Source organism: Lentzea kentuckyensis (assembly GCF_002150765.1).
Taxonomy (GTDB): domain Bacteria; phylum Actinomycetota; class Actinomycetes; order Mycobacteriales; family Pseudonocardiaceae; genus Lentzea; species Lentzea kentuckyensis.
Map to the genome: position 1 here is coordinate 41,236 of NZ_MUYM01000035.1, position 18,259 is coordinate 59,494.

General features: G+C 69.0%; 12 protein-coding genes. 5 read left to right on the top strand and 7 right to left on the bottom strand.

Going from position 1 to position 18,259, the window contains the following annotated elements:
• Positions 1-26 precede the first annotated feature (26 nt).
• Positions 27-3,101 (top strand): family 78 glycoside hydrolase catalytic domain, encoded by a 3,075-nt coding sequence (locus B0F77_RS18070; protein ID WP_086664086.1) that lies wholly within the window; start codon positions 27-29, stop codon positions 3,099-3,101.
• Here B0F77_RS18070 and B0F77_RS18075 read toward each other — a convergent pair.
• From B0F77_RS18075 to B0F77_RS18085, 3 genes are all read right to left on the bottom strand, one after another.
• Positions 3,085-4,314: an SGNH/GDSL hydrolase family protein gene (locus B0F77_RS18075; RefSeq protein WP_086664087.1), complete on the bottom strand. Its 1,230-nt coding sequence runs from the start codon at positions 4,312-4,314 to the stop codon at positions 3,085-3,087. The two genes, B0F77_RS18070 and B0F77_RS18075, sit on opposite strands and share 17 nt — an antisense overlap.
• A 552-nt stretch (positions 4,315-4,866) precedes the next feature.
• Positions 4,867-7,512: a carbohydrate-binding protein gene (locus B0F77_RS18080; RefSeq protein ID WP_211293852.1), complete on the bottom strand. Its 2,646-nt coding sequence runs from the start codon at positions 7,510-7,512 to the stop codon at positions 4,867-4,869.
• Positions 7,513-7,628: 116 nt separating this feature from the next.
• Positions 7,629-8,642 carry a LacI family DNA-binding transcriptional regulator gene (locus tag B0F77_RS18085; protein ID WP_086664088.1) on the bottom strand — a complete coding sequence of 338 codons (1,014 nt, stop codon included), beginning with the start codon at positions 8,640-8,642 and terminating at the stop codon, positions 7,629-7,631.
• A gap of 167 nt (positions 8,643-8,809) precedes the next feature.
• Here B0F77_RS18085 and B0F77_RS18090 point away from each other — a divergent pair, with 167 nt between their 5' ends.
• Genes B0F77_RS18090 through B0F77_RS18105 form a run of 4 tightly spaced genes read left to right on the top strand, consistent with a single transcriptional unit; the run spans position 8,810 to position 13,374 of the window.
• Positions 8,810-10,027 carry a sugar ABC transporter substrate-binding protein gene (locus B0F77_RS18090; RefSeq protein ID WP_086664089.1) on the top strand — a complete coding sequence of 406 codons (1,218 nt, stop codon included), beginning with the start codon at positions 8,810-8,812 and terminating at the stop codon, positions 10,025-10,027.
• A gap of 6 nt (positions 10,028-10,033) precedes the next feature.
• Complete coding sequence (locus B0F77_RS18095; RefSeq protein WP_086664090.1) at positions 10,034-10,912, top strand: carbohydrate ABC transporter permease; 879 nt, start codon at positions 10,034-10,036, stop codon at positions 10,910-10,912.
• A complete protein-coding gene (locus B0F77_RS18100; protein ID WP_086664091.1) occupies positions 10,909-11,712 on the top strand; it encodes a carbohydrate ABC transporter permease in 804 nt (267 codons plus the stop codon). Before B0F77_RS18095 ends, B0F77_RS18100 begins: the two co-directional genes overlap by 4 nt.
• A gap of 12 nt (positions 11,713-11,724) precedes the next feature.
• The gene (locus B0F77_RS18105; RefSeq protein WP_086664092.1) at positions 11,725-13,374 is read left to right on the top strand and encodes an amylo-alpha-1,6-glucosidase; all 1,650 of its coding nucleotides are present in this window, start codon (positions 11,725-11,727) and stop codon (positions 13,372-13,374) included.
• Positions 13,375-13,449: 75 nt separating this feature from the next.
• Here B0F77_RS18105 and B0F77_RS18110 read toward each other — a convergent pair whose 3' ends face one another.
• Genes B0F77_RS18110 through B0F77_RS18125 form a run of 4 tightly spaced genes read right to left on the bottom strand, consistent with a single transcriptional unit; the run spans position 13,450 to position 18,258 of the window.
• Positions 13,450-14,751, bottom strand: coding sequence for a rhamnulokinase (locus B0F77_RS18110; RefSeq protein ID WP_086664093.1), 1,302 nt, complete (start codon positions 14,749-14,751; stop codon positions 13,450-13,452).
• Positions 14,748-16,772, bottom strand: coding sequence for a bifunctional aldolase/short-chain dehydrogenase (locus B0F77_RS18115; protein ID WP_086664094.1), 2,025 nt, complete (start codon positions 16,770-16,772; stop codon positions 14,748-14,750). Before B0F77_RS18115 ends, B0F77_RS18110 begins: the two co-directional genes overlap by 4 nt.
• A 2-nt stretch (positions 16,773-16,774) precedes the next feature.
• A complete protein-coding gene (gene rhaI, locus B0F77_RS18120) occupies positions 16,775-17,929 on the bottom strand; it encodes an L-rhamnose isomerase (protein WP_086664095.1) in 1,155 nt (384 codons plus the stop codon).
• A 17-nt stretch (positions 17,930-17,946) separates the two neighbouring features.
• Positions 17,947-18,258, bottom strand: coding sequence for an L-rhamnose mutarotase (locus B0F77_RS18125; protein WP_086664096.1), 312 nt, complete (start codon positions 18,256-18,258; stop codon positions 17,947-17,949).
• Position 18,259: the final 1 nt, after the last annotated feature.

Sequence of the window (18,259 nt, forward strand, 5' to 3'; positions counted from 1 at the left end):
CATCCAGCGACGAAGGTGGAGACGACGTGCGGCGACGGGTGTTCCTGAAGACATCGGCGGTCGGGCTGTCAGCGACGGCGCTGCCGGTAGGGGTGGCGGGGGCGACGGAGGAGCGAGCGAGCGGGTTGCGGGTGGTGCGCACCACGGTCGAGTACGCGGAGACGTTGCTGGGCACCGACGTGACCGCGCCACGGCTGGGCTGGGTGCTCGCGGCGGGTGGTACCGGCGCACGTCAGACGGCCTATCAGGTGGAGGTGGGCACCGCGCCCGGACGGGCGGACGTGTGGAGCTCCGGCCGGGTGAAGTCCGACCGCACCACGGGGATTCCGTTCGCCGGCAAGGAGTTGCGGCCGCGCACGCGCTACCACTGGCGTGTCCGGGTGTGGGACGGCGCGGGCCGGTCGTCGGACTGGAGCACGAACAGCTGGTGGGAGACCGCGTTGCTGGGCACGCCCTGGCAGGCGCGGTGGATCGGCGCACCGGACACGTCGATCGGTTTCGCCGGTGCCTCGTGGATCTGGTCGGCCACGACGCCGCCGGAGAGCCGGTGGTTCCGCACGACGGTCGACCTGCCGGCGGACGCGGTGCGCGCCCGGCTCGTCGCCACCGCGGACGACGACTTCATCTTGTACGTCAACGGATCTGAGACGGTGCACGTGCCGGAACAGGTCGACGTGTGGAAGGTCGGGCAACGCGCTGACGTGACCCGTCTGGTGGGCAATCGAATCGTGCTGGCCGCACGCGCAACCAACAGATCGCCGGGACCGGCGGGATTCCTGCTGCGCCTGCTGGTCGACCTGCCGGGCGGTCAGCAGGAGATCGTCACCGGGCCGGGCTGGAAGGTGGCCGACACCGAGCAACCCGGCTGGCAGACGCCGGACTTCAACGACTCGGCGTGGACGCCCGCGACGGTGCTCGACCCCTATGGGCAGGGGCCGTGGGGATCGAACGTGACAGTCCGCGAGCAACCGGCGCCGTTGCTGCGCAAGGAGTTCACGATCGGCAAGCCGGTCAGCCAGGCCCGGCTCTACGTCAGCGGGCTGGCCTACCACGAGACCGAGGTCAACGGCCGCCGCGTCGGCGACCGCGTGCTCGACCCCGGTTTCACCGACTACGACAACACCGTGCTGTACGCGACCCACGACGTGACCGGCCTGGTTCGCCGCGGCCGCAACGCGATCGGTGTGACGCTCGGCCGCGGCTTCTACGGCATGAAGACGCCGAACGTGTGGCGCTGGGAGCAACCGCCGTGGCACGACGAGCCGAAACTGCTGGCGCAGCTGGAGATCGACCACCCGGACGGCACCCGCACGACGATCAACTCCGACGAGTCGTGGCGGCTGACCGACGGTCCCACGGTGTCGAACTCGCTCTACACCGGCGAGACGTACGACGCCCGGCTCGCCCCGCGCGACTGGACGAAACCGGGCTTCGACGACTCCAGGTGGCAGACCGCGCCGGTCTGGCCCGCTCCGAAGGGCACGCTGAAAGCCCAGGAACACGAACCGATCCGCGTGGTCGAGTCGGTCACGCCGACCATCACCTCACCGAAGCCCGGCGTGTTCGTCGCCGACATGGGCCGCACGATGTCGGGGTGGACGCAGCTCACCGTGAACGCGCCCGCCGGCACGTTGGTGCGCCTCAAGCACGGCGAAACGCTGAACTCCGACGGCACCGTGCACATGGAGAACGGGCACGTGACCGGCGGCCGAATCCAACTCGACGAGTACATCAGCGCGGGCGGCGACGGGACGTGGGAACCGAAGTTCTCCTACAAGGGTTTCCGCTACGTCGAGGTCACCGGCCTGACCGCGGCGCCACGACTGGTCGGCAGGGTCGTGCATTCGGACGTGTCGACGGCGAGCACCTTCCGCTGCTCCGAGCCGTTGTTCGAGCAGTACGACGCGGCGATGCGCCGGACCGTCCTCAACAACCTGCACGGCATCCCCACCGACACTCCGACGTACGAGAAGAACGGCTGGACGGGCGACGCCCAGGTCGGCGCGCCGTCGATGTTGACCGAGTTCGGCATGGCCAAGTTCTTCACCAAGTGGCTCGGCGACCTCGCGGACAGCCAGGACCAGGCAGGCCAGCTGCCGGTCATCGTGCCGAGCGGTGGCTGGGGCTATCGAGAACTCGCACCCGCGCCCGAGTGGACGACCGTGTATCCGTTCGTGCTGCGGGAGATGTACCGGATCTACGGCGACGACCGGCTACCCGCCCAGCACTGGCCGGTGCTCACCCGGTACCTGGACTGGGAGATCGCCAGGCTCCGGGACGGTCTTGCCGTCACCGCCCTCGGCGACTTCCTGCCGCCCAACTCCGGCGGGATCCCGCCCGAAGACACCCGGCTCACCGCCACGGCCTATCTCTACCGCGCGCTGCTGCACACCGCCGAACTCGGTGACGTGATCGGCAAACCGGTTCCGCGCTACCGCGAGGTCGCCACGAACCTGCTGGCAGCCTTCAACAAGGCGTTCCTGGACGGCTACTACCGCACGGCCAAGGACGACGGCTACCGGCAGACGTCCAACGCCATCCCGCTGGCGTTCGGCATGGTGCCCGCCGGATCCGTCCAGGCCGTCGCGGACCGGCTCGCGGCCGAGGTGAAGGCCAACGGCAACCACGTCAACGTCGGCTGCCTCGGCGCAAGCGTGCTGCTGAAGGCGTTGAGCGACAACGGACATGCCGACGTCGCGTACGCCATGGCCACCGAGCGGTCGTACCCGAGCTGGGGCCACTGGTTCTCCAACGGCGCCGACACCATGTGGGAGATGTGGGACACCGGCACCCGTTCCCGCAACCACTACTTCAAAGGCACTGTGGCGCAATGGTTGTACGAGCACGTCGCCGGACTGGTGCCGGGCGACGCGGGCTACCGGACGTTCACCGTGCGGCCCCAGGTCACCGCGGGGTTGTCCTGGGCCCGGCTGGAGTTCGAGAGCGTGCGCGGCCGCATCGGGGTGGCGTGGGCCAAGGTCGACGGCGTGGTGCGGCTGACCGTCGACGTGCCGGTGGGGTCCACCGCCCAGGTGCACGTGCCCGGTGCGGGGGTGAAGTCGGTGCCGCACGGGCGGTGGACGTTCACCGGAAGAGCTTGAGCGGCACCGCCTCGGCGAGCATGCGGTAGCCGGTGGGGTTGAGGTGCAGGTGGTCGCCGACGTCCGCGACCGGCAGCAGTTGCCGCGGGGCTGCCGGGTCGCGGACGGCGGCGTCGAAGTCGATGACGGCGTCGAACCGGCGGCTGGTGCGGATCCAGCGGTTCACGGTCTGCCGGGCCTCCTCGCGGAAGCCCTCGTCGTAGAAGCTGCCGCCGTACGGCAGGATCGTCCCGCCGTACACCTTGATGTCGTGGGCGTGGGCTCGCTCGACGATCTGCTGGTAAGCCGCGATCAGGTCGTCCGCCACCTGCTTCTGGGCGGCCTCGGTCGTGGCGGCCGTGCCGATGTCGTTGACGCCCTCGAGCAGGATCAGCCACCGGACCCCGCTCTGCGCCAGCAGATCGCGGTCGAGGCGGGCCAGCACGCTGGGCCCGAGGCCGTCGTTCATGACGCGGTTGCCGCCCGCGGCCTGGTTCAGCACGGCGACACGGCCCTGCAACCGATCGGCCAGCTGGTCGGGCCAGCGGTTGTTGCCGTTGGTGGTGGAGCCCCGGCCGTCGCTCAGCGAGTCACCGATGACGACGAGGGCCGGCACGGCCGACCACACCTCGATGCCGCTGAGGAAGTACCAGTGGTCGACGGGCGTGGCGCCGGTCAGGTCCGCGGCGTCGGCGTGGTTGCCCGCCAGCAGGTGGGACGTGGTGCGGGAACCGGGGTGCGAGGTGATCTGGTTGGACGCCTGCCCGCGGGCCAGGTAGGTGGTCACGGTGAGGATCGTTCCCGGTGTCAGCGGGAAGTCCAGCGGGTCGGAGACGACGAGCGCGCCGACCGGAACGTCCACTGAGGACCTTCCGGAGAACGTGACCCGGCGCAGCGTGGCCGGTTGGATCGCGCTGACGCCCGCACGGCCGCCTTGGGGGAGTGCGACGGTGACCGCGGTGATCGGCAGCACCGCGCCGCCGAACGCGTTGGAGAAGCGCAACCGCATCCGCCGTCCGCCGGTGGTGACCCGGACGGTCTGGCGCAGTGTGGCGTCGGCCAGCACCAGACCGTCCTGGGTGAAGGGCGGAGGCGGCATGTTGTTCGGCTCGGTCAGCTGTGGCATGGACGTCCAGGTGTTCACCCAGCCGATTCGCGCCGGAGTTCTGGCTTGCGCGACAGCCGGGGTGAGCACGCCGGTGGCGGCCAGACCGAGGAACAAGCGCCTGCGCATCTTCCACGCCCTTTCGGCAAAAGGAACCGAAAGATCAACCTAGGAGGGCGTGCGAATGAGCGTCAATCGCTGACGGTTTCGAATCCTTTTCCGAAACATCTAGGGACAGGCCCTAAGCAGGCTGCCAGAAGTTGTGTCCGTAACCCGATCGAGCACACCCCCACCTTGCGTTGATGGCGTCTGCAAGTACCACCAACTCAACATCAACAGGCACTTACCTACAACCAACAGGGCAATCACGCCAGGCACGCCGGTCCGGCGCACGGCGACCAGGTTGAGCGTCGTATCGCGGTCATGGTCGACTCGGCGGCAAGCAGATGTGCATCTTCATGTGGCGCGGGCGGGGATCGGACATACCGGGCGGTGCCCATCTGTCCGCTGGACGTTGATGAGGGGAGCTTTCATCAACCTCAGCACAGCGGGCACACTCGGACATGCTGAACAACCCCGGCTCCAGCTCCGGGTCGAGCGCGATCAGCCAACAGGGTCCCTGCAGGGCTCATGGCACCAACGGAGGCCACGCGGTTTCGGACAGGACTTCTGGCCAGTTGCTTAGCGCGCGGACAGCGGTGCGACCGTCACGTAGTCGATTTCGGGGGCGAACTTCGAGCGTTGGCCGTACTCGTTGTACGTCTTTCCGTCCCAGTTCGGCAGTTCCTTCGAGGTGAACTTGATCGTGTTCGCCCCTGCGGTCAGCCACACGGGCACGGCCAGGTCGCGGAACTGGTTGGCGTGGAACGTGGTGGGGAAGTCGACCCGGTTCGGCGGCATCCCGTTCACCGACACGTCCGCGTGCCGGGCCACCGGGTCGGGGTTGTAGTGGGTGGGAATGGACTCCTGCGCGTTGGCGTACCGGACCACGAGCAGGTGCTGTCCCGACCGCGTGGCGTTGACCTTGAGCGTCAGCGCGTTGGCGGGGCCGTCGCCGACACCGGTCACCACGCCGCCGGAGGCGAACGGGAAGGCGGTGCTGACGCTGGCCGCGCCGGTCACCGTGCCGCTCTCCGCCTCCACCTTCGCCGGTGCGGGTTGCAAGGCAGGAGAGGTGCGCACGCGGTCGAGCCGCAGACCGCCCACGGTGCCGGTGACCTGGAGCTGGTTGATGCCGGCCGACAGGAACAGCGGCACGGACAGGGTCCCGTTCTGCGCGCCGACGGCAAGTCCGTCGACGTTGCGTCCGTTCAGCCGCACCGACGCGAGACCGCCGCCGGTGTGGTCGAAGGACACGGTCGAGTAGCCGTCGCGGCCGGCGTGGACCCAGAACGTCGCCGACTGTCCAGAGCCGAGCCTGGCGACACCGGGACCTGACGCGTTCTGGACGTCGTACTGGATCTTGGCCTTGTCGAGATCGGCGTACTCGGCCTCGTAGATCGACCGACCGTCGGTGTTCGCGTCGACCGCGGTGAGGTCGATCTTGTCGATGATCGCGTCACCACGGGTGGTGCCGAGCTGCGGGTCGGACGCGGCGAGCGTGATGGTGTGCTTGCCCGCGGCAAGTTGTACGCGCGTGTCGGTGTGGTCCCACACCACCCACTCGTACGACACCGGCAGACGCAGCTCCTGCGGCCGTTCGCCGTCAATGCGCATGAAGACGTTGGTCGGGCCCTGCTGCACCACGCTGGCGTACTTGTTGTGCGTGCTGGAGAAGACGCTCATGTCGTAGACACCGGTGCGCGGCACGTCGACGTCGAACGACAGCACGACGTTCGAGCCGGTGCGCAGGCCACCGACGTTGTAGTTGCCGGAGGTGGCGAACTTGCTGACGTTCTGCGGGCTGCCTTCCGGGCCGTTGAGGCTCCAGCCGGTGCCGGTGTGCCGGGCGTTCTCGGCCTCGTAGGTGCCGCTCCACGGCACGGAAACCGCGCTGGTGGTGCCGCTGGCGCCAGGGCTGAGGATCACCTGGTACGCCGACATCTCCTTGAGGCCGGTGAAGGGGAGCACCACGCTGCCGTCGGCCGCGACCGCGAGCCTGGTGTCCAGCAACGGGCGGGGTTCGGGGGAGTCGCCGACCTGGCCGGTCCACGGGATCTCGCGCACGCTGGCGTGCACCGTGCTGCCGAACACCTCCCGGTCCACGTTGGTGAACTTGACGTCGGCTGCTCCGTTCGCGCCGCCGAAGATGGTGCGCGACTGGCGCTTGTCCTTGTCGAGTGTGGCGATGCCCTGCAACGTGTACTGCTGGCCCGGCGAGGGCGGAGTCACGCGCACCGTGTCACCGGTCATCTGGCCGTAGGCGTTGAACAGCCACCACTGGCCGTTGCCCTTGTTGGCCTCGACGGTCGAGTCGTTGAGGTTGCCGTCGATGTTCCAGTACGCCAGGTCGGCGTCTACTTTGGACTCCTCGATCGCGGACATCCACTGGATCATCTGGCCGGGCACGGAGAGGTGGTAGCGGTAGGCGTACTCGTCGATGTTGATCGGCAGCGGGGCGATGCCGAGTTCGCGTTCCCAGCCGCGGTACTTAGCCACGCTCTTGCGCACGACGTCCGGTGACGACAGCTCGTGCCAGGTCGTCACCTCTGGCAGGCAGTTGTTCGCCTTGCAGTACTGCAGGAAGCCCTTGACCTGGTCGTAGAGCAGTGAGGTGTTCGGACCGGCGATGCGGGCCTTCGGGTCCAGGCTCTTGATGAGGTCGTGGATCTGCTTGTACTCCTCGAAGAAGTACTTCGGGTCGTTCAGCCAGCTGATGTTGTTGTAGCTGTACTGGCCGGTGCCGTACCAGTTGCCCTCGGGTTCGTTGAACGGCACGTAGACGATGTGGTCGCGCTGGCCGGAGCTGAGCACCTGACGCACCTGCGACTCGACCTTGGCGCGGAAGTCGTCCCGGCCGGCCTGGCCCTGCGCGCGCTGGTAGGGAAAGCCCCGGTAGATGTCCGTCATGTAGATGTAGACGTCACCGCCGCCGTTGGCCACCCACGGACCGGCTACCTCGAGCGCGTCCGCGCCGGGGTGCTGGGGGCCGTCCTGGGCCTTGGTGGCGAGCGTCTTCGGGTAGAACCCGGCGAGTGCCGCGTTGCTCGGCACGCCGGGGCCGTACACGCCGTAGAGCGAACCCGCCGCGCCGCCGTGGAACGCACCGGTGCTCGCGGCGAGGTCGACGGTGAGCGTGCTGGTGGCGGCGGCACTCGTGGTCATGGGGAGCAAAGCGGCCGAGACGAGCGTCGCGGCGAGCGCGAGCACAGTTCCTCGTTGAACCATGGGGACTCCGAACGAGACGGGGACACGGTGACTCGAACCGGTTCGATCAGATCGAGAAGTTACGCGTCAGCAATCCGCGAAAGCAAGGATTTCCCGTATCGAACCGGTTCGAGTCGTTAGCCCCTGCGGCGCGCTCCGGTGCTCGAACGCAGCGTGATCGGCGGTGCGAGCATGCTGTGCCGCGGCGCCGCCGACGGGTCGCCGATCTGCTCCAGCAGCAGGTCGACGGCGAGCCGGGCCATCTCACCAGCGGGAACGTCCGCGGCGGTCAGTGGTGGGTGGAAGTCCTCGGCGAACCGGTCGGCGATCACGCCGGTCAGTGAGAAGTCCCGCGGCACGTCGAGCCCGGCGCGGTGCAGGGCGCGTTGCACACCGGGCAGCGCGGCCTCGTTGATCGTCACCGCTGCCGTGACCTCCGGCCAGCGGGCCCTGATCTCCTCGACGCACGCCATGCCCGCGGCCGGCTCGTCCGCGCAGCACACCGTGTGCGCCGTGATGCCGCACTCCTCGGCGGTCTCGGCGAACGCCGTCGTCGCGCGCAGGGCCGGGCCGTAGCCCGCCGCGACCAGCTCGTCGGAGCGGTTGATCAGCACGACGTCGGAGTGGCCGAGGTCGGCGAGGTGGCGCACGCAGCGGGTGATCAGCCCGGCGTAGTCGACGTCGATCCACCACGAGGCGGCCGGGTCCTCGACGTGGCCGATCGTGACGAACGGCAGCTCGGCGCTGTTCAGCCGGTCGACCCTGGGGTCCTGCAGAAGGATCTCCATCAGGATCACGCCGTCGACGCGGCGGCCGGTGACGATCCGCTCGAACGACCGGTCGTGGTCTCCGCCGCTGGGGGACAGCAGCACGTCGTGGTCGTGCGTGGCGGCCGCCTCCACGACGCTGGCGACGAACGCCAGCTGAACGTCGGTGAGCCGGGCACTCGCGGGCGGTATCACCAGGCCCAACGTGCGGGTACGTCCCTCGGCGAGCGCGCGGGCGCTGGCGTTGGGCCGGTAGCCGAGCTCGGCGATGACGTCGTTGATCCGCTGGGCGGTCGCCGTGGACACCGGCCGCTTCCCGCTCAACGCGTACGACACGGTGCTCCGGGACACCCCGGCCCGCTTGGCGATCTCTCCGATGTTCATGCGCACTTCCCGTCCCCGGCTACTTCCTGAGAACCGGTTCGACTGCGCGTCATCGTAGAACTTTCCCTCTTGCAAGACACCAGAACGGCTATTACGTTGACGCCCACTTCCAGAAGTCGAACCGGTTCGACCTCTTGCCGTCAGCGCAGCCGCAAGGAAGGACCCCCATGTCTCCCGGATCTCTCCCCACCAGACTGCTGGCCACGTTCGGCCTGGTCGCGTTCGTGGCGGCCTGCTCGTCCGCGCCGACCACCACCGCGACGCCGGACACCTTCTCCGTCTGGGACCCGTACCCGCAGTTCACCGCCGAGTCCGAGTGGGCGAAGACGATCGACAAGTGCGGGACGGAGGCCGGCGTGAAGATCCAGCGCCAGGCCTACGACACCACCGACCTGACCAGCAAGGTCCTGCTCGCCGCGCAACAGGGCACCGCGCCGCACGTGCTGGTGCTCGACAACCCCGTCGTGTCCACGCTGGCCGAGGCGGGGGTGCTGAAGACGAACGAGGAGGTGGGGCTCGACGCGTCGCAGGTCTCGCCGAACCTCGCCGCCGCCGGGTCCCTGAACGGCCAGCACTACGGCACGCCGATCGGTGCGAACACGCTGGCCCTCTACTACAACAAGGCGGTGCTGACCGCCGCGGGCGTCGACCCGGCGGCCGTCAAGGACTGGGACTCTCTGAACGCGGCGCTGGCCAAGGTGAAGGCCGCGGGCAAGAAGGGCATCACGTTCTCCGCCATCGGCACGGAGGAGGGCACCTTCCAGTTCCTGCCGTGGTTCTGGGGCGCGAGCGGGTCGCTCACCGACCTGCCGTCCGGCAAGGCGGCGCTCGAGCTGTGGAAGTCCTGGCTGGACAACGGTTACGCGCCGAACTCGGTCGTCGGCAACACCCAGACGACCAGCTGGCAGGAGTTCGCGACCGGCGAGTACGCGTTCGCCGAGAACGGCACCTGGCAGCTGGCCAACGCGAAGAAGGCCGGCTTCGAGTACGGCGTCATCCCGATCCCCGGCCGCACCGGCGGCACCGCGCCCGCACCGACCGGCGGTGAGTTCGTCACCATCCCGGCGCAGAACAACAAGGACACCGAGACGAAGGCCGGCCGGATCGCGAGTTGTCTCACCGCCCCGGACAAGGTGCTGGCCTCCGACACCGCGCTGACCTACATCTCGGCGGTGCCTTCCGTTCAGCAGCAACAGGTCTCCGCACAACCGGAACTCGCCGTGTGGGTCGAGGCCGTCAAGAACGCCAAGGGACGCACCGGCGACAACCTCGGCACGAAGTACCCGAAGATCTCGCAGCCGCTGTGGGGTGCCGTGCAGGGCGCGCTCACCGGTGCCAAGGCGCCGGAAGCGGCGTTGCGGGACGCCCAGGCGTCGGCGAAGTAGGTATCGGTGCGTTCGAGGCTCGCCGGCTGGGCGTTCCTGCTCCCGCTCGTGGCGTACCTGGCGGTGTGCTACGCCTATCCGTTGTTCACCAACGTCGACCTGAGCATCCGCGGGTACACCGTCCGCTCGTTCGTCCACGGCGGTGCGCCGTTGGTCGGGTTCGCCAACTACGCCACGGTGTTCGGCGACCCGACCTTCCGCACGGCGTTGCTGAACACGGTCCTGTTCACGCTCGTTTCATTGTTCTGCCAGTACACGATCGGACTGGCCGCGGCACTGTTCTTCGCGCGCGGCTTCCGGTTGTCGGCGACGCTGCGGGCGTTGTTCCTCGTGCCGTGGCTGCTGCCGCTGATCGTCTCGGCGTCGACCTGGGCGTGGCTGCTCAACAGTGAGTCGGGCCTGGTCAACACGGCACTGAAGGTCGTGGGACTGAGCCCGGTGAACTGGCTGACCTCGCCGGCGTGGTCGCTCGTGTCAGTGACGATCGCGAACATCTGGATCGGCATCCCGTTCAACCTCGTGGTGCTCTACAGCGGGCTGCAGAACATCCCGCGCGAGGTCTACGAGGCGTCCGCTTTGGACGGTGCGAGCGGCTGGCAGACGTTCTGGCACGTCACGTTCCCGCTGCTGCGCCCGGTCTCGGCGATCACCCTGCTGCTCGGGCTGGTGTACACGCTGAAGGTGTTCGACGTCATCTGGATCATGACGAAGGGCGGGCCGAGCGGCTCGTCCACGACGCTCGCGACCTGGTCGTACGAACTGGGGTTCGGCAACATGCTGCCGCGCTTCGGGCCCAGTGCCGCGGTCGGCAACGTGCTGATCCTGATCGCCGTGGTGGCCGGACTGCTCTACATCCGGACGCAGCGCAGGCAGGAGCTCGCATGAGGTCCTGGCGCACCCCGGTCGGCGTGCTGCTCACCGCGCTGATGCTGTTCCCGGTCTACTGGATGATCAACGTGTCGTTCACGCCGCTGAGCGACATGCGCAAGACGCCCAGCCTGTTCCCGGTCAACCCCACCACCGAGGGGTACGCGCGGGTGCTGCGCGAGCAGGTGCCGTACCTCGGTACCAGCCTGCTCGTCGCGGTGGGAACCGTCGTGCTGACACTGGCCCTGGCGGCACCCGCCGCCTACTCGCTGGCCAAGCTCCGCCCCGCCGGTCGGCAGACGCTCAGTTTCCTGCTGCTGGTGGCGCAGATGATCCCGGGCATCATCATGGCGCTGGGTTTCTACGGCATCTACGTCAAGCTCGGCATCACGAACACGGTGTGGGGACTGGTTCTCGCGGACTCGACCATCGCGGTGCCGTTCGCCACGCTGATCCTCACCTCGTTCATGGCGTCCGTGCCCGACGAGGTGCTGCAGGCGGCCAGGATCGACGGTGCCGGGCCGTGGCGGTCGTTCGTCTCGATCGTGCTGCCGTCGAGCCGCAACGGCCTGATCACCGCCGCGTTGTTCTCGTTCCTGTGGGCGTGGTCGGACTTCCTGTTCGCCGCGACGCTCGACTCCGGCGGCCGGCTGCAACCGCTCACCCTCGGCATCTACCGCTACATCGGCAACAACAACCAGGAGTGGAACTCGATCATGGCCACCGCCGTGGTCGCGTCCGTGCCCGCGACGGTGCTCATCGTGGTGGCCCAGCGGTACGTCGCCGCCGGCGTCACCTCGGGTGCCGTCAAGGACTGAAAGGAACCCCCTGTGTCCACCGAGTTCTCCGTGCGAGAGATTCCGTTCAGCCGTTCCGGCGCGTGGTTCGGCCTCTCGCCGGTGGTGGGACTGGCCAGGTACGCGCAGGACGTGCACGTGGTCTCGCACCGCAACGGCATGCACGCCGTGCTGTCCCTGGTGCCCTCACGGCCCACCGAGATCATCGCCGACCCGGCGGTGCTCACGTGGCGCAGCGGCGAGTCGCGCATCCAGGCCGTCTACTCCTCGCCCGGCACGCTCCGGATCTCCGGCAACGGCCTGGGGATTCGCGTCGCCGCCGCCGAACGGACGCTGACCCCGTTCACCGGCACGTACTTCTTCGCCGACCCCTCCGGCGGGGCGGTGTTCACCTCGTACGAGACCGGGCACCGCTTCCGCGTGACCGTCCTTTCCGGACACGCGGAGCACGTCGGCGCGGAGGGTCTCGCGACGGCGGACCGGGCGGTCGTGCTGGGCGAGGAGCCGTGGGAGCTGGTGATCGAGGAGCTCACCACGGCGAAGAAGCCGTTCGGCGGCGGTACCGCGTTCGCCGACGAGGTGAGTGCCGCACGCGCCGAGTTCGGCCGGTTCGCCGAGGCGGTGGCCCCGTCGGGCGCTCCTGCCGCCGAGCTCGCCTGCTACGTGATCTGGTCGGCCACCGTGGCACCGGCGGGGTTCGTCACCCGGCCGGCGGTGCTGATGTCGAAGCACTGGATGAACAAGGTGTGGAGCTGGGACCACTGCTTCAACGCGCTGGCCCTCGCGCCCGGCGCGCCGGAGCTGGCCTGGCACCAGTTCCAGGTGGTGTTCGACCACCAGGACGCGCAGGGCGCGCTACCCGACTCGATCACCCACTCCGAGGTGCTGCGCAACTTCGTGAAGCCGCCGGTGCACGGCTGGACCCTCAGCCGCCTGCGCGAACGGCTGCCCGGCGGTCTGCCCGACCCGGGACTCGCCTACCGGCAGCTCGCGGCCTGGACGTCGTTCTGGCTCGACCACCGGCGGGCACCGGGCAGGCGGCTGCCGTACTACGAGCACGGCAACGACAGCGGCTGGGACAACTCGACGGTGTTCCGGGAGGAACGCCTCGTCGAGTCGGCCGACCTCGCGGCGTTCCTGGTGCTGCAGATGAAGGAACTGGCCGTGCTCGGCGCCGAACTGGGTGACAGCAGTCCCTGGAACGAACTCGCGGACGCGATGCTGGAGGCGATGCTCGAGGAACTGTGGGACGGCAACAGGTTCGTCAGCAGGGGAGTGGTCTCGGGCGAGTTGCGGTCCACCGCGAGCCTGCTCGACCTCATGCCGGTCGTGCTGGGCGAACACCTGCCGAAGGAGATCTTCGACCGGCTCTGTGAAGGCGTCGCCGAGCACCTGACGTCGGTAGGACCGGCCACGGAACTGCCCAGCTCGCCTCACTACGAAGCCGACGGCTACTGGCGGGGCCCGGTGTGGGCCCCGGCCACGGTGCTGATCGAGGACGGCCTGCGCCGGGGTGGCGCGGTGGAGCTGGCCGGCGAGGTGAGCGCGCGATTCCGGGCGACGTGCGAGAAGTCCGGGTTCGCCGAGAACTTCGACGCGCTCACCGGGCAGGGCCTGCGCGACCGTGCCTACACCTGGACAGCCAGCGCCTACCTCCTGCTCAGTGACTCAAGGGGGACGTGAGCGAAACGCCGACGCCGACCATGAACGGCGCTTTCGTGGACTCCAGGTCCACAAAAGCGCCGTTCATGGCCAGCCTCAGCGGGGGAGATACCGCCGCAGCGGCTGGGACTCCCGCACCAGCGTCCTGAGGTCGGCGAGCGTGCCGTGGACCGCGCCCACGGCACGCGCCTGCACCAGCACGTTCCCCAGCGCGGTCGCCTCGGCTGGCCCTGCCACCACCGGCAGCCCGCACGCGTCCGCGGTGAGCTGGCACAGCAGTTCGTTGTGCGAACCGCCACCGACGATGTGCACGACCTCGACCTCCTTGCCGGACAACCGTTGCGCGTCCGCGACGGCATCGCGGTGCGCCAGCGCCAGACTGTCCAGAACGGACCGGACGATCTCGGGCCTGGTCATGTCCCTCCCGCACCGCTCCTGGATCCGCGCGGGCATGTCGCCCGGCGGCAGGAAGACCGGGTCGTTGGGGTCGAACACCGAACCCTTGGCTTGCGCGGCTTCCCGCAGCAACGGTTCGAGACCGGTGTCCCAGCGGCGCAGGCATTCCTGCAACAGCCAGAGGCCCATCACGTTGCGGAGGTAGCGGATCGTGCCGTCCACGCCACCCTCGTTGGTGAAGTTGGCGGCCTGGCTCTCCGCGGTGAGCACCGGCGCGTCGAGTTCGACGCCGACCAACGACCAGGTGCCGCAGGAGATGTACGCGAACCGGTCGGTGTCGGCGGGCACCGCGACGACGGCGGACGCGGTGTCGTGCGAGCCGACCGCGGTGACCGGGACGCCTTCGTACGTGCCCGCTGGATCGCCGGGGTGGCGCAGGTCCGGCAGCAGGCCGGGCGGGAGGTCCCGGGTCAGCTCGGGCGACCACTGTCCTGTTCGGACGTCGATCAGCCCGGTCGTGGTGGCGTTGGTGTACTCGGCGCCGCGTTCCCCGGTCAGCCAGTAGGAGAGCAGGTCGGGGATCAGCAGGAGCTGGGACGCCCTGGGCAGCAGCGGTTCCGCCATCAGCTGGAACATCGTGTTGAACGGCTGGAACTGCAACCCGTTGACCTGGTACAGCCCGTCCGCGGGGGTGATGCCGTCGGTGCGGGAGTCGCGGTAGTGCACCGGGTCGTCCAGCAACGTGCCCCGCGCGTCGAGCAGGCCGTAGTCGACCGCCCAGCTGTCGATGCCGATGCTGTCGATCTTCCCTGCCCGCCCGAGCCCCGTGAGGACCTCGCGGTAGAGGCCGGGCACGTCCCAGTGCAGCGTGTCGCCGTGGTGCACCGGCCCGTTGGGGAACCGGTGCACCTCCTCGATTCGCAGATCGCCGTCTCCGACGAACCCGCGCACCACGCGGCCGCTGGACGCGCCGAGATCGACGGCGGCGACCGTTGCCGTCATCGCAGGAACGCCGCGGCCACACCGGCGTCGACCGGCACGTGCAGGCCCGTGGTGAGCGACAGATCTCCCGCGGTCAGCACGAACACCGCCGCTGCCACGTGCTCGGGCAGCACCTCGCGCTTGAGCAGGGTGCGCTGGGCGTAGAACTCGCCGAGCTTGTCCTCCGGCACGCCGTACACGGCCGCGCGCTGGGCACCCCAGCCGCCGGCGAAGATGCCGGAGCCGCGGACCACGCCGTCCGGGTTGATGCCGTTGACGCGGATGCCGTCCTCACCCAGTTCGGCGGCGAGCAACCGGACCTGGTGGGCCTGGTCGGCCTTGGCGGACCCGTACGCCACGTTGTTGGGACCTGCGAAGACCGCGTTCTTGCTGGAGATGTAGACGATGTCGCCGCCCATCTTCTGAGCGCGCATGGCTTTCGCCGCCTGCTGCGCCACCAGGAACGACCCCTTGGCCATCACGTCGTGCTGCAGGTCCCAGTCCGCCTCGGTGGTCTCGGCGAGCGGCTTGGAGATCGACAGACCGGCGTTGTTGACCACCAGGTCCACGCCGCCGAACGCGAGCGCGGCTTCACCGAACGCGCGCGCGATGCCTGCCGCGTCGGTGACGTCGACGGTCACCGGCACCGCGACATCCGTGGAGCCGATGCCTTCCGCGACCTCACGCGCGGCGTCGGCGTCGCGGTCGGCGACGACCACACAGGCACCCTCGGCGGCCAGCCGCCGCGCAATGGCCTTGCCGATGCCTGAGCCACCACCGGTGACGAGCGCCACGCGGGTGGCGAGCGGCTTGGGCTTCGGCATCCGCTGCAGCTTGGCCTCTTCGAGCGCCCAGTACTCGATGCGGAACTTCTCGCGCTCCTCGATCGGCGCGTACCGGGAGATCGACTCGGCGCCGCGCATCACGTTGATGGCGTTGACGTAGAACTCGCCGGCCACGCGCGCGGTCTGCTTGTTCCTGCCGAAGCTGAACATGCCGACACCCGGCACCAGCACGATGGCCGGGTCCGCGCCGCGCATCGCCGGGCTGTCCGGCTCGGCGTGCCGTTCGTAGTAGCTCTGGTAGTCCTCGCGGTAGGAGTCGTGCAGTTGTTCCAGCCGTGCCACGACTTCTTCGAGCGGTGCGGTGGGCGGCAGGTCGACCACCAGTGGCCGGACCTTGGTGCGCAGGAAGTGATCGGGGCAGGACGTGCCGAGCGCGGCCAGTTCGGGATGCCGTTCACGGGACAGGAAGTCCAGCACGACGTCGCTGTCGGTGAAGTGGCCGACCTGCGGGGAGTCCGTGGAGGCCAGCCCGCGGATCACCGGCGCGAGATCGGCGGCCTTCCGCCTGCGTTCCTCCGGGGACAGCGGCTCGTGGACCACCGGGCCGAACGGCTCGGCGCGGCCGTGCTCGTCGAGGTAGCGCTGCGCGGTGTTGATGATGTCGAGGGAGTTGGCCTCGCACTCCTCGCTCGTCGCGCCCCACGCGGTGATGCCGTGCCCGCCCAGGATCACGCCGATGGCCTGCGGGTTGTCCCGCTTGATGGCCGCGATGTCCAGGCCCAGCTGGAATCCGGGCCGCCGCCACGGCACCCACGCGACGCGGTCGCCGAAGCAGGCCTTCACCAGCGCCTCGCCGTCCGCCGCCGTCGCGAACGCGATGCCCGCGTCCGGATGCAGGTGGTCGACGTGCGCCGCGTCCACGAGACCGTGCATCGCCGTGTCGATGGACGGCGCCGCGCCTCCCTTGCCGTGCAGGCAGAAGTCGAACGCGGCGACCATCTCGTCCTCGCGCTCGACCCCCGGATACACGGACGTCAACGCGCGCAGCCGGTCGAGCCGCAGCACCGCGAGCCCGGCCTCGGTCAACGTGCCCAGGTCACCGCCGGAACCCTTGACCCACACCAGTTCCACCGGCTGGCCGGTGACGGGGTCGAGCTCCTCACCCTTGGCGGAGGTGTTGCCGCCCGCGTAGTTGGTGTTGCGCGGGTCGGCACCCAGCCGGTTGCTCCGTCCCAGCAGTGCTTCGACGTGACTCATTCTCAGGCACCCCATCCGGCGGCCTCGCCACCGACTCGCTCACGAACGATCTGCTCGGCGTACCCGGATCGCCGGTACGCGGCCATCGGGTCGGGATCGAGCCCCATCTCCTCGCGCAGTTCACGCAGGAGCGGCCGCACATCGGTGTTGTAGGCGTCCATCAGCACGGCGTTCGCGCCGAGCACGTCACCGGCCTGCTGCGCCTGGTCGAGTTCCTGGTGGTCGACCAGCAGCGCCTTCGCGGTGGCTTCCTGGACGTTGAGCACCGAACGGATGATCGCCGGGATCTTCGGCTCCAGGTTGTGGCACTGGTCCAGCATGAACGCGATCCCCGCCGCCGGCGTCAGCGCGTCGGCGAGCACGATCTCGTGCATGATCCGGAACAGCTGGAACGGGTCCGCCGACCCGACCATCAGGTCGTCGTCGGCGTAGAACCGCGAGTTGAAGTCGAACGCGCCGAGCTTGTTCGCCCGCAACAGGAACGACACGATGAACTCGATGTTCGTGCCCGGTGCGTGGTGCCCGGTGTCGATCACGACCTGGGCGTTCTCGCCGAGCTGCAGGCAGTGCGCGTACGCGGTGCCCCAGTCCGGCACGTCGGTCGTGTAGAACGCCGGCTCGAAGAGCTTGTACTCCAGCAACATCCGCTGGTCGGCGCCGAGCCGGTTGTACGTTTGCTGCAACGCCTCGGCAAGCCGGTCCTGACGGGCGCGGATGTTGTCCTGGCCGGGGTAGTTGAGCCCGTCGGCGAACCACAGCTTGAGATCGCGCGACCCCGTGGCGTCCATGATGTCGACGCACTCGAGGAGGTGCCCGATCGCCTTGCGCCGCACGGAGGCATCCGGGTGGCACACGCTGCCGAGCTTGTAGTCGTCGTCCTGGAACACGTTCGAGTTGATGGCACCGAGCGCGACCCCGCGATCACGCGCGTAGGAGGCCAGCTTGCCGTAGTCGTCGACCTTGTCCCACGGGATGTGCAACGCGACCGTCGGCGCGACGCCGGTGAGCCGGTGCACCACCGCCGCGTCGTCGATCTTCTCGTACGGCGTGCGCGGAACTCCCTGCTGCGCGAACACCTTGAACCTGGTGCCCGAGTTGCCGTACGCCCACGACGGCGTCTCGATCCGCTGCTCGCGCAACGCGTCCTTCACGCTCATCTGTTCTCCCCAAAAACTCAGTCGAGGTGGAAAACCTCGTCGAGGGGCCGCATCCGTTCGTCGGCGTTGCCGTCACCGACGAAGAACTCAGCCATCTCGGCCTGCCAGCGCGCGTTCACCTCGGTGCGCGCCATCTCCGCGAGCGCCGCGTCGAAGTCGTCGCATTCCAGGTAGCCGATGAGCAGGCCGTCCTCGGCGAGGAAGAGTGAGTAGTTGTGCCAACCCGCCTCGCTGAGGGCAGCCCGCATCTCCGGCCACACCTCGCGGTGTCGCGCCCGGTAGGAGTCGAGACGATCCGGGCGGACCCGCAAGGTGAAGCAGACGCGCATG

Bases quoted from the DNA above. Each gene is read 5' to 3' on its own strand.
- B0F77_RS18075 (WP_086664087.1), bottom strand. From the start codon at position 4,314: ATGCGCAGGCGCTTGTTCCTCGGTCTGGCCGCCACCGGCGTGCTCACC.
- B0F77_RS18080 (WP_211293852.1), bottom strand. From the start codon at position 7,512: ATGGTTCAACGAGGAACTGTGCTCGCGCTCGCCGCGACGCTCGTCTCG.
- B0F77_RS18085 (WP_086664088.1), bottom strand. From the start codon at position 8,642: ATGAACATCGGAGAGATCGCCAAGCGGGCCGGGGTGTCCCGGAGCACC.
- B0F77_RS18090 (WP_086664089.1), top strand. From the start codon at position 8,810: ATGTCTCCCGGATCTCTCCCCACCAGACTGCTGGCCACGTTCGGCCTG.
- B0F77_RS18100 (WP_086664091.1), top strand. From the start codon at position 10,909: ATGAGGTCCTGGCGCACCCCGGTCGGCGTGCTGCTCACCGCGCTGATG.
- B0F77_RS18110 (WP_086664093.1), bottom strand. From the start codon at position 14,751: ATGACGGCAACGGTCGCCGCCGTCGATCTCGGCGCGTCCAGCGGCCGC.
- B0F77_RS18115 (WP_086664094.1), bottom strand. From the start codon at position 16,772: ATGAGTCACGTCGAAGCACTGCTGGGACGGAGCAACCGGCTGGGTGCC.
- rhaI (WP_086664095.1), bottom strand. From the start codon at position 17,929: ATGAGCGTGAAGGACGCGTTGCGCGAGCAGCGGATCGAGACGCCGTCG.
- B0F77_RS18125 (WP_086664096.1), bottom strand. From the start codon at position 18,258: ATGCGCGTCTGCTTCACCTTGCGGGTCCGCCCGGATCGTCTCGACTCC.